This window comes from Rhizobium sp. BR 314 (genome assembly GCF_047445805.1).
GTDB lineage: Bacteria > Pseudomonadota > Alphaproteobacteria > Rhizobiales > Rhizobiaceae > Rhizobium > Rhizobium lusitanum_B.
Window position 1 is genome coordinate 486,100 of sequence record NZ_JARWLA010000002.1, and the last position, 10,832, is coordinate 496,931.

A 10,832-nucleotide genomic window follows, 5' to 3' on the forward strand; every position below is an offset into this window, starting at 1 on the left:
GAGGAGGACGAGGGAGGATATGTTGCGATTCTCTCCCAGGCGCATCGTCAGCCGGCGCCCATCACGTCAGACCTGGTTCCCGTTATTGGGACTTCAAAAACAACGTCGAAACCAATATGGGGGCGTTGGACACTTGTTAAAGGGATTGCTGCATGCGGTGGAGATTGGCGTGAGGGCTTTGCGATTTGCGATGGCGGCCTTCGCCCTGACGATGTTAGTGGCATTCATGCCATTCAATCCAGCCATGGCTTCTGCCGATCCTTTGCTCGCCTACGGCGCGCGCATCGCGGGTGATGAAGCCCGCACGCGCATCGTCGTCGACATGGACCGCGAACCGACCTTTACCGTGCACTATCTCAACAATCCCGTGCGAGTGGTCGTCGACCTTCCGGCAACTGCATTCGGTTTTCCGGCTGCCGATCTCAAGCCAAGCGGCCTCTTCAAGGATATCCGTTACGGCACGATGGACGCTAACAGCGCCCGCATTGTGCTGACGGCCAAGAAGCCCGTGAAGCTGGTCATGGCGAAGGCCCAGGCCGATGAAGGCGGGAAGGGGTATCGGCTCGTGCTTGATGCCGAGATGCTGCCGCCGGAGCAGTTTGCCGAGCTGGTAAAGCAGCAGAGCTGGACGGCTGCCGATACCGCCAAGGACGTCGGTCCCGTCGATCCGACGCAGAAGACCGACCCGAATACCTTCCTGGTGGCGGTTGACGCTGGTCATGGTGGCATCGATGCTGGTGCGACCGGCACTGACGGCGCCACCCAGGAAAAGGATATCACGCTGGCCTTCGCGAAGATTTTCGCGGACAAGCTGAATGCACAGCCCGGGATCAAGGCGTTTCTGACCCGCGACAAGGATCAGTATCTCTCCCTTTCCGAACGCGTGACGATCGCCCGGCAGAATCGCGCCTCGCTCTTCATCTCGCTGCACGCCGATACGTTGAAGCAAAAGGATATCCGTGGTGCGACCGTCTATACGATCTCGGATAAGGCCTCGGACCGTCTCGCCGGCGAGGTGGCTGACCGCGAAAACGACTCCGACCGGATCGCGGGAACCGAGGCTCAGACGCAGCCAGCCGCCGTCGCCGACATTCTGCTGGATTTGACCCGCCGCGAGACGCAGGCCTTCTCCATTTCGTTGGCGCAAGACGTGCTGTCCTCGTTCAACGGCCAGATCTCGATGATCAACAATCCGCATCGCCACGCTGGTTTCCAGGTGTTGACGGCGCCGGATGTGCCTTCGATCCTGCTTGAACTCGGCTTTCTCTCCAACAAGGAAGATGAAAAGCTTCTGCTCGACGCCGATTGGCGGCAGAAGGTGGCGGACCGGCTGACGGAGGCCGTGAAGCAATACCGCGTCTCCATCATAGCCAATGGCGGCTAGCGGCACTAGACGTGGCTTCCGTGTAACAGCGGCGAACTTTAGAATGGCATGAAGTTGGGAATAGAGGGGCCAAGCCCTATTTTGCTCACATTCCCGCCTTTACAGCGAAGTATCATTCGCTCACGAGTGACGCACGGCTTCTCTTTGCCGTCTTGCATTAACACCGTGAGCGTGCAAAACGCCCGTCATTATGCGGATATCTCGCATATATGGCGCATGAAGAACAAGCACCGGTAGTATCAGATGATCAGACTGATTGGATATTTCTTTGGGCTAGGCTGCCTCCTGTTTCTGGGCGTGGCTGCCGCCGCTGCGATCTATCTGAGCGTCGTCTCCAAGGAGCTTCCGGATTATGAAGTGCTGGCGAAATACGCGCCGCCCGTGACGACGCGCATCCACGCCGGCAACGGAGCGCTGATGAAGGAATATTCGCGCGAGAACCGGCTTTTCGTGCCGATCCAGGCTATTCCCGATCGCGTCAAGGCAGCTTTCCTGTCGGCTGAAGACAAGAATTTCTACAACCATCCCGGCGTCGATGTCGGCGGCCTCATCCGCGCAGTAGCGGTGAACCTGCAGAATATCGGCTCCGGTCGCCGCTTCGTCGGTGCGTCGACGATCACGCAGCAGGTTGCAAAAAACTTCCTGCTTTCCGCCGACCAGACTTTCGACCGCAAGATCAAGGAAGCGATTCTGTCCTTCCGCATCGAGCAGGCCTATAGCAAGGACAAGATCCTTGAACTGTATCTCAACGAGATCTATTTCGGCCTCAATTCTTACGGTATCGCCGGCGCGGCGCTGACCTATTTCGACAAGTCGGTGAACGAGCTGACCATCGCCGAATCGGCCTATCTGGCATCGCTGCCGAAAGGCCCCGCGAACTATAACCCATTCCGCCGTGCCGAGGCTGCGCTTACGCGCCGCAACTGGGTGATCGACCGCATGGTCGAGAATGGTTATGTGAGCCAGAGCGATGGCGAAGAAGCCAAGAAGCAGCCGCTCGGCGTCGTTCCGCCCAAGAGCGGCCCGTCGCTTTTCGCTTCTGACTACTTCGCCGAAGAAGTCCGTCGCCAGCTGATCGATCAATATGGCGAAAAGACCCTCTATGAGGGCGGTCTCTCCGTGCGCACTTCGCTTGATCCGCAGATGCAGCTCGAAGCCCGCAAGGCATTGCAGAACGCTTTGGTCGATTACGACCAGCGGCGCGGCTATCGTGGCCCGATCAAGCAGATCGCGACTTCGCAGGACTGGGGTATGGAACTCGCCAAGATCCCCGGATTGAGCGATGTGCCCGAATGGCAGGTGGCCGTCGTTCTGTCCGTCTCCGACCAGGAGGCCGATATTGGATTGCAGCCGCGTGTCGACGCCGGCGGCAAGGTTCAGGCAGAGCGCAAGCGCGGCACTATAGCCGCTGCCGACATGCGCTGGGCTTTCCGTGCGGCCAACGGCAAGGTTGCAAAGTCTCCGAGCGGCGTGCTGAGTGCCGGGGACGTGGTTTTCGTGCAGCGAACCGGCAACGCCGACTCCACCACCTATCGTCTGCGCCAACCGCCGAAGGTGCAGGGCGGCCTGGTTGCCATGGACCCACATACGGGCCGTGTGCTTGCCATGGTTGGCGGCTTCTCTTATGCGCAGTCCGAATTCAATCGTGCTACGCAGGCCAAGCGTCAGCCGGGCTCTTCCTTCAAGCCCTTTGTCTACGCGGCAGCAATGGACAACGGCTATACGCCAGCTTCGGTCATTCTCGACGATCCGCTGCAGATCACCCTCAGCAATGGCGATGTCTGGAAGCCGACCAACTATGAAGGCGAGGGCGGCGGCGTCCATACGCTGCGCTTCGCCATCGAAAAATCCCGCAACCTGATGACGGTTCGTCTCGCTTCCGATATGGGAATGCCGCTGGTTGCCGAATATGCCGAGCGCTTCGGGATCTACGATCATATGAACCCGGTTCTCGCCATGTCGCTCGGCGCCGGTGAAACGACTGTCCTGCGCATGGTCTCGGCCTATTCGGTCATCGCCAATGGCGGCAAGCAGATCAAGCCGACGCTGATCGACCGTATTCAGGACCGTTACGGCAAGACCATCTTCAAGCATGAGGAGCGCGTCTGCGACACCTGCAATGTCAGCTCCTGGCAAAATCAGGATGAACCCGTCATCGGCGACAATCGCGAGCAGGTTCTCGATCCGATGACCGCCTATCAGGTCACGTCGATGATGCAGGGCGTCATCATCCGCGGCACGGCTGCCGGCAAGATAAAGCTCAACACCGATGTCGCCGGCAAGACGGGCACCACCAATGACGAGAAGGACGCCTGGTTCGTCGGCTTCACTCCGAGCCTCGTCGCCGGTCTCTATGTCGGTTACGATTCGCCGACCCCGCTTGGACGCGGCGGCACCGGTAGCGGACTCGCCGCGCCCGTTTTCAATGAGTTCATGCAGGCAGCCACCAAGGATCAGCCGCCCGAGAAGTTCCAGGTTCCGGCCGGCATGACGATGGTGGCCGTCAATCGCGCCACCGGCATGGCAGCGCAGCCGGGTGATCAGGGCGCCATCATGGAAGCCTTCAAGCCCGGTACCGGACCGGCCACCAGCTTGCAGGTCATTGGCGGCGGTGAAGCAGCTCCCCAGGTCGCGCCGGAGGAAATCCTGAGGACCTCGCCACAGGCGAATCAGGCGGTCTCTTCCGGAAGCGGCGGTCTCTTCTGACCTCTTCCTATTTACCTGAACGACATGCCGCGGGGCTTTACACCAGCGGCATGTATATCTATGTCACCAGCACTCTTTGAATTGGATGGCTGCTCACATCGGGCGGCGAGAAGAAGAAACAGGATCATGAGAGCCGAAATCGAGAAAGTAGTTGATGAAACCAAGCAGGCTATCACCCTGCTGAGGAGGCATCTTTGACTGGGATCAGGCCGTAAGACGACTGGACTGGTTGAATAACAAGTCAGAGGACCCGACCCTCTGGAACGATGCTTCCGAAGCGCAGAAACTGATGCGTGAACGCCAGCAGCTTGACGATGGTATTAGCGGTGTGCGCGCTCTCGAGCAGCAGCTTGCCGACAATGTAGAGCTGATCGAGCTTGGCGAGGAAGAAGGCGATGCCGATGTTGTGCGTGAAGCCGAAGATGCCCTGAAGGGCTTGAAGGCGGAAGCAGCGCGCAGGCAGGTGGAGGCGATGCTTTCGGGCGAAGCCGATTCCAACGATACCTACCTCGAAGTTCATTCCGGCGCCGGCGGCACGGAGAGCCAGGATTGGGCGAACATGCTTCTGCGCATGTACACCCGCTGGGCCGAACGCCAGCGCTTCAAGGTGGAACTGCTCGAAGTGCATGACGGCGAAGAAGCCGGCATCAAGTCCGCGACATTGCTCGTCAAGGGACACAATGCCTATGGCTGGCTGAAAACCGAATCGGGTGTCCATCGCCTGGTGCGTATTTCGCCCTATGACAGCAATGCGCGTCGTCACACGTCTTTCTCGTCGATCTGGGTCTATCCGGTCGTCGACGACTCGATCCAGATCGAGATCAACGAAAGCGATTGCCGAATCGATACTTATCGCTCGTCGGGCGCCGGCGGCCAGCACGTTAACACGACCGATTCGGCTGTGCGTATCACGCATATCCCGACCGGCATCGTCGTGCAGTGCCAGCAGGAGCGTTCGCAGCACAAGAACCGCGCCAAGGCGTGGGATATGCTGCGCGCTCGCATGTACGAAGCTGAGTTGATGAAGCGCGAAGAGGCCGCCAATGCCGAAGCCGCTTCCAAGACGGATATCGGCTGGGGGCACCAGATCCGTTCCTACGTTCTGCAGCCTTACCAGCTGGTCAAGGATCTGCGGACCGGCGTTGCCAGCACCGCTCCGGGCGATGTGCTCGATGGCGATCTCAACGAGTTCATGGAAGCCGCTCTTGCGCACCGCATCAGCGGCGCGGCCGATGCCGTTGTCGATGACGTTGATTAAGATCGAAGCAAATTAGAAGAGAGCCCCGGAGACGGGGCTTTTTTATTGGCGCCGCAAGTGCGGCATGGCTCAGTCTTCAATCCGAAAACTGCTCTGCGAGAATTCTGTCGGACCAGGACCCGTCCGGATCGGACAGGATGCGCGCCGTCGTGTCTTCGCTCTGCATGATCTGGACACCGAGCACCGACTTGACCTCCGTATTGTCGGCGGCCGCATTGACGGGGCGCTTTTCCGCTTCGAGCACGGTGATATCGACCGTCACCTTGTTCGGCAGCAGAGCGCCGCGCCAGCGGCGAGGTCGGAAGGCACTGACAGGCGTCATGGCAAGCAGCGGCGCTTCCAGCGGCAGGATCGGACCATGGGCGGAAAGATTGTAGGCTGTGGAACCTGCGGGGGTCGTCACCATCAGCCCGTCGCAGATGAGCTCCGGCAGGCGAACGCGACCGTCGATCTCCACTTTCAGTTTCGCGGTCTGGTAGGACTGGCGAAATAGTGACACTTCGTTGATGGCGAGCGCAACGCAGCTGCTGCCATCAGCATTGCGCGTGGTCATCTGCAGCGGGTGGAACGCATTTTCGACGGCGGCTTCGATGCGCTCCGCCAGGCCGTCCGTCCGATAGTCGTTCATCAGGAAGCCGATGGAGCCGCGGTTCATGCCGTAGACGCGCTTGCCGGTATTCATGGTCTTGTGCAGCGTCTGGAGCATGAAGCCATCGCCACCCAGGGCCACCACGATATCGGCCGCCTCCTGGTCCGTCTGGCCATAGAGGCGAATCAGCTCCTCCTGAGCCTCCTGTGCTTCAGGGGTAGGCGAGGCGAGAAAGCAGACGGAGTGAAAATGACGCGACATGCCATGTCCTTTTAATGATCGTACTAGGTAATGATATTCCCCCTATGCGACAAGACGTTTTGTAAAGACTGGTAAATCCCGCCCGACTGTCGAACGGGAATACCGACGATGGCGACGCATTTTCTCTTTACAGGAAATCAAAATCTGCTACTTGGCATGCCAGTGTGCCCTTGTAGCTCAGTTGGTAGAGCACCTGATTTGTAATCAGGGGGTCGCGGGTTCGAACCCTGCCGGGGGCACCACTTTTTTCCCAGGAACTTGATCGTCGTGCCGTCTCCGCTATGGAAAACATGCGGTGGCTGGCTAATATGTGCTGCCGACGCCCGTTTGGGCGCTCGTGACGATCTTCAACAATATCTTGCCCTTGGAAACACATGACCAGCAAGCCGAAGAAGCCTAAGCTCGAACACTCAGAACTCTCGGGCGAGTTCACCGACGACGATGTGACCGTTCTGGTCGATATTTTTCGCCCCGCCGGCACCAATGGCGATTGGCGGATGGAGGTCATCACGCCGGAAGAGGACCTCATCGAATGGGAAGAGCCTTTCACGACGGACCGCGAGGCTTTCGACGAGTTCCTGGCAACGGTTGCGCGCGACGGCATCCGGTCGTTCTTCGATGACGCGGATCCTGCGGTTCACTGAGCCCGGCTCGCTGTTTCCTCAGTGTCGATGAGTTTCAGGGAGGCGGACTTGCGCCTTCCTTGCACTGTCGAACGTCTGTCTGCCCTCGTGCGAAATCGGCGCATTTACCCAAGACGATTTACACAGCGTGAAATAGGCATACACTTCTCCCGTCGAAAGCGGGTGAGGGTGGGTTCATGCGCGAGACGGTCAGATATCTGGTCTGGGGATTGCCGCTTGTGGTTGCAGCCTTTGCTGCAAACGCATCGGCTTTGGCCGGCGAAAATTGTTACTGCAAGAATGCGGATGGAAAACAGCACTCGGTTGGCGAAGTCGTCTGCATGGACGTTGGCGGCAAGAGCTATCTCGCGCAATGCGAGATGAACCTCAACGTCACCTCATGGTCGAAACTGCAGGACGGATGCCCGATCACCGAGAGGTCGGCTTTGCGCCAATCGGTCTGGCGCTCGGCGCCGATCGTGGTCAGATGACCAACAGTGGCTGGTCCGTAACGGCAGGCGCGTCCGAAGAGCTGCGGCGCGGGACTGGAAAGGTTGCCAAGAAGACCATTGCCCCTGAAATGGGTGAAGCCGACGCCAATCGTGCCCCAGGGAGCAAATCTTCGGCGGCTCTGCAAATCAGCAACCTGCTACTTGCGAACCAACAACAGTGGCTCGCCTTCTTCCTCGTCGGATTTCTGGAAGCTGCCGTCTGGCTTCATATCGAAGGAGAGCGATGAGCCGTCGCTGCCCAGCATGACCAGCCCGAAACCTTCCTCAGCCCAGAGCGAGAGCTTGAGATCGCCGATCTCTTTGGCGCAGTCACTGGCCAGTGACATTTTGGCCGTGCCGTCGGGATCCTTGTCGGTGGTCAAAGTGACGTCGCAGACGGCCTTGCCGTCGGTGCGCTGGATACGCCAAGCTCCGGCTAGGCTCGCGACGGTCGGCACGTGATCGACGTCCCCCAAGGCGGGCAGGAGCCACGTCGGATCGCCGCTCTCGCTGACCCATGGCGAGCCCTCTTCCTGCTGAAACCGAACAAGCGTCTGACCCGCGCCATCCATGATCGCAAGCGAACCATCGTCGGCGAAGTTCCACGCGCTGGCCTTGGAGAGAGCGGGCAGGGGCGTTGTACAGGTGTCCGCGCCGGTAATGCCGTAGCCGCCAGTGGCGGGGGTGGTATTGAAGGTCAACCGGCATCCCTTGGCGCCGCTTTCCGGCGCCAGCAGCCATACGCCGGCCTGAGCCTTGATAAGCTCGTCATCGGCAGCGTGTGCCGGTTGACCCACGGCAAGAGCGAAGGCGACGGAAGCCGCCGCTAGACCAGGAATACGGATCAAAGGAAATTCCCCCAGCTGATAACGGCAGCTTCGGCGCCGCTAGATTTTCAGATAGGATCGCGCCGCATAAAGCGCGATCGCAGCTGCGTTCGACACATTGAGTGACTTGATGGCGCCTGGCATGTCGAGTCGCGCCAGCGCATTGACGGTTTCCCGCGTCTTCTGGCGGAGGCCCTTGCCTTCGGAGCCGAGCACGAGAGCGACCTTGTCGCCGCTAAACGTGCCTTCCAATGGCGCCGGTCCCTCCGAATCAAGTCCGATCGTGGTGAAGCCGAGCCGATGCAGCTCATTCAACGCGTCGGCAAGATTGGTGATCTGTATATATGGTATCAGTTCGAGAGCACCTGATGCGGACTTGGCCAGCACGCCTGATTCGGTCGGGCTATGCCGCTGCGTGGTGATGACGGCTCCGGCATCGAAGGCCACAGCCGAGCGCATGATAGCGCCGACATTGTGCGGATCCGTTACCTGATCGAGAACGAGCAGCAGCGGGCTGCCCTTCAGCGCTTCGAGGCGGCGAACGGGCAGGGGACGCGTCTCCAGCATCACGCCCTGATGGATGGCTTCAGGTCCCAGTATCTTGTCGATATCCTGCGGCGAGACGATCTCGACCGGGATGCCGAGTGCGTCGACGGGGCCAACTTCCAGGCGCACCAGCGCATTCTGCGTCGTCGACAGCTTGATATTCTTGCGCTCGGGATTGTTAAGTGCGGCCCGAACCGTGTGCAGGCCATAAAGGAAGACTTGATCGGGTGCGAGTGCGGGCGGCTTCCAATCGTCTGCGCCGGGCCGCTTGCGCTTCTGGGGTGCCGGCGTCGGAATTTCGCCACGCTCGCGTTTGGCGTCGCGATGCGCGCGGCGCAGAGTTGCGTAGTGCGTGTCCTTGGCGGACTTGTCGCCGGCGGTGTTGTCGGGGCCGGAGCGGCCTGGTGTCTTATCTTTGCTCATGCGGCTTTATAACCAGCGCCTTTCAGGGCGCATAGTCCTCTTTCGGCAACGGACTTTTCCCACAGGCTGAAATTTTTTCGTCATTTTTGCGAATTCCTTGTGTTGACAGAAGGAATTCGTCCGGTCATATACGCGGCGCAGACGACGGCGGCGACGCCAACATCTAGCAAGCTTGGTCGCAAGATCCAGTCGGAATACTGGAGGGATGCCCGAGTGGTTAAAGGGGACGGACTGTAAATCCGTTGGCTCAGCCTACGTTGGTTCAAATCCAACTCCCTCCACCATTCCGTGCCGGATCTTGACCGTCCCGCGGGTATAGCTCAATGGTAGAGCAGCAGCCTTCCAAGCTGAATACGCGGGTTCGATTCCCGCTACCCGCTCCAAGATTTCAAAGAAGCTTCTTTTAATTTCCATGCTTTTGCCTGGCTACGTAGATGCTGGCGTCTTCAGCATTTTTCGCTCGAATTTCTATATCTAATTATTTCATGTTCAAGTGATCGCAGTGGATTTAGCGATTGCCCTCGTCGCGAATGTCTTGCTCCATCCCGTCTTTGCATAATTGACACGAAGGGTTGCTTAAATCCCTGCGAGCGATAGATATTGCTCAGGCAACTGAAACGGGAGAGCGCAAATGGGTATCTTCGACAAGATCAAGGGTGCAATCTGGGGACAAGCAAAGGCTGCGGAGGCCGCTCCGGCGCCGACGACCGCTGCTACAACCGCCAATCCGGAACCCGCGGCAACGCCCACACCTTCCGCAACGACGGCGGCAACTTCACCAGCGACGAGCGCACCATCCGCGCCGGTGGATATTGCCGCGATCCTCGACGCCGCCGTCAAGAGCAACGGTCAGAAGCTGGATTGGAAGCACTCGATTGTCGATTTGATGAAGGCGCTCGGCATGGACGCCAGCCTTTCCGAACGCAAGGAACTGGCCCAGGAGCTGGGTTATGCCGGCGATGCTGGCGATTCCGCCAAGATGAACATGTTTCTCCACAAGGCGCTTCTGAAGAAGCTCTCCGACAACGGCGGCAAGGTGCCGGCCGATCTTCTCGGCTGAGAAGCGCTGGGTTTTGACGAAGCACATTCGCGAGCGACATCTAACAATACGATCGCGATGGAGACGATTTGTAGTCTCTCGACAGTTCTGCGCCCTTTCCTACCTGGAGAGGGCGTTTTGCATTTCGGGATATTCCTAACCGGGGAATGGTGCTTTCCCGTTTTGGCCACTGGAATTGCCCGGTGCAGGTTCCTATCTAAGCGTTTGAACCGGCAAATGCTTTTGCGTCTTTCCGGATCGGTCGGCGAACGTTACGCGGCGAAGGAATGTCTAGGGCTGGGGATCCTTGGCCGGCGACAAAGCTTCGCCCGCGATTGCCTCTGTAATTAAGTCTTGCGCAAACGCGACGAAAGCCTTAAACGGCGGCACTAAACCGGTTCGCCGGGGTCACTCATTACGTTCATAGGAAGCATTCAAATGGCAAAGAGTAAGTTTGAGCGCAATAAGCCGCACGTCAACATTGGTACGATTGGGCACGTTGACCACGGCAAGACGTCATTGACGGCAGCGATCACGAAGTACTTCGGCGAGTTCAAGGCGTACGACCAGATCGACGCTGCTCCGGAAGAGAAGGCTCGTGGTATCACGATCTCGACGGCGCACGTTGAGTATGAGACGCCGAACCGTCACTACGCTCACGTCGATTGCCCCGGCCACGCTGACT

The 10,832-nt window shown here is 59.0% G+C and carries 10 protein-coding genes and 3 tRNA genes; 10 read left to right on the top strand and 3 right to left on the bottom strand.

Annotated elements, in window-relative coordinates; translation table 11 throughout:
• Positions 1-211 precede the first annotated feature (211 nt).
• The 3 genes from QD461_RS04870 (at position 212) to prfB (ending at position 5,348) form a co-directional block, all read left to right on the top strand.
• Positions 212-1,384 (top strand): N-acetylmuramoyl-L-alanine amidase, encoded by a 1,173-nt coding sequence (locus QD461_RS04870; protein ID WP_414086706.1) that lies wholly within the window; start codon positions 212-214, stop codon positions 1,382-1,384.
• Between the two features lie 243 nt (positions 1,385-1,627).
• On the top strand, positions 1,628-4,090 hold the full coding sequence (locus QD461_RS04875) for a penicillin-binding protein 1A (RefSeq protein ID WP_414086685.1): 2,463 nt from the start codon (positions 1,628-1,630) through the stop codon (positions 4,088-4,090).
• A 126-nt stretch (positions 4,091-4,216) separates the two neighbouring features.
• Positions 4,217-5,348, top strand: a protein-coding gene (prfB, locus tag QD461_RS04880; RefSeq protein WP_184701905.1) for a peptide chain release factor 2 whose coding sequence is annotated in 2 segments (ribosomal slippage) — positions 4,217-4,285 and positions 4,287-5,348 — 1,131 coding nt in all. Because the reading frame shifts where the segments join, the coding sequence is not laid out codon by codon here.
• 76 nt (positions 5,349-5,424) lie between these two features.
• Here the strand turns inward: prfB and QD461_RS04885 are convergent.
• On the bottom strand, positions 5,425-6,198 hold the full coding sequence (locus QD461_RS04885; RefSeq protein WP_184701907.1) for an NAD kinase: 774 nt from the start codon (positions 6,196-6,198) through the stop codon (positions 5,425-5,427).
• Positions 6,199-6,364: 166 nt separating this feature from the next.
• On the opposite strand from QD461_RS04885, the gene QD461_RS04890 reads away from it, so the two are divergent.
• The 3 genes from QD461_RS04890 to QD461_RS04900 all read left to right on the top strand — a co-directional run bounded on the left by QD461_RS04890 (position 6,365) and on the right by QD461_RS04900 (position 7,312).
• Positions 6,365-6,440: transfer RNA gene (locus QD461_RS04890), tRNA-Thr, on the top strand.
• A gap of 132 nt (positions 6,441-6,572) precedes the next feature.
• Positions 6,573-6,842 (top strand): hypothetical protein, encoded by a 270-nt coding sequence (locus QD461_RS04895; protein ID WP_414086686.1) that lies wholly within the window; start codon positions 6,573-6,575, stop codon positions 6,840-6,842.
• Between the two features lie 176 nt (positions 6,843-7,018).
• Positions 7,019-7,312: a hypothetical protein gene (locus QD461_RS04900; protein WP_414086687.1), complete on the top strand. Its 294-nt coding sequence runs from the start codon at positions 7,019-7,021 to the stop codon at positions 7,310-7,312.
• 158 nt (positions 7,313-7,470) lie between these two features.
• On the opposite strand, the gene QD461_RS04905 is transcribed toward QD461_RS04900, so the two are convergent.
• Together QD461_RS04905 and rlmB are read right to left on the bottom strand one after the other, a co-directional pair.
• Positions 7,471-8,160 (bottom strand): AprI/Inh family metalloprotease inhibitor, encoded by a 690-nt coding sequence (locus QD461_RS04905; RefSeq protein WP_414086688.1) that lies wholly within the window; start codon positions 8,158-8,160, stop codon positions 7,471-7,473.
• A gap of 39 nt (positions 8,161-8,199) precedes the next feature.
• The gene (gene rlmB / locus QD461_RS04910; protein ID WP_414086689.1) at positions 8,200-9,108 is read right to left on the bottom strand and encodes a 23S rRNA (guanosine(2251)-2'-O)-methyltransferase RlmB; all 909 of its coding nucleotides are present in this window, start codon (positions 9,106-9,108) and stop codon (positions 8,200-8,202) included.
• Positions 9,109-9,307: 199 nt separating this feature from the next.
• Here rlmB and QD461_RS04915 point away from each other — a divergent pair.
• From QD461_RS04915 to QD461_RS04930, 4 genes are all read left to right on the top strand, one after another.
• Positions 9,308-9,392: transfer RNA gene (locus QD461_RS04915), tRNA-Tyr, on the top strand.
• A gap of 25 nt (positions 9,393-9,417) precedes the next feature.
• A tRNA-Gly gene (locus tag QD461_RS04920) sits at positions 9,418-9,491 on the top strand.
• Positions 9,492-9,739: 248 nt separating this feature from the next.
• Positions 9,740-10,168, top strand: coding sequence for a DUF3597 domain-containing protein (locus QD461_RS04925; protein WP_414086690.1), 429 nt, complete (start codon positions 9,740-9,742; stop codon positions 10,166-10,168).
• A gap of 417 nt (positions 10,169-10,585) precedes the next feature.
• The coding region (locus QD461_RS04930) for a GTP-binding protein (RefSeq protein WP_034884511.1) at positions 10,586-10,832 on the top strand (247 nt) is incomplete at its 3' end.

Excerpts from the sequence above, each read along its gene's own strand:
- QD461_RS04895 (WP_414086686.1), top strand. The coding sequence starts at position 6,573 with ATGACCAGCAAGCCGAAGAAGCCTAAGCTCGAACACTCAGAACTCTCG.
- QD461_RS04885 (WP_184701907.1), bottom strand. The coding sequence starts at position 6,198 with ATGTCGCGTCATTTTCACTCCGTCTGCTTTCTCGCCTCGCCTACCCCT.
- QD461_RS04870 (WP_414086706.1), top strand. The coding sequence starts at position 212 with ATGTTAGTGGCATTCATGCCATTCAATCCAGCCATGGCTTCTGCCGAT.
- rlmB (WP_414086689.1), bottom strand. The coding sequence starts at position 9,108 with ATGAGCAAAGATAAGACACCAGGCCGCTCCGGCCCCGACAACACCGCC.
- QD461_RS04900 (WP_414086687.1), top strand. The coding sequence starts at position 7,019 with ATGCGCGAGACGGTCAGATATCTGGTCTGGGGATTGCCGCTTGTGGTT.
- QD461_RS04925 (WP_414086690.1), top strand. The coding sequence starts at position 9,740 with ATGGGTATCTTCGACAAGATCAAGGGTGCAATCTGGGGACAAGCAAAG.
- QD461_RS04875 (WP_414086685.1), top strand. The coding sequence starts at position 1,628 with ATGATCAGACTGATTGGATATTTCTTTGGGCTAGGCTGCCTCCTGTTT.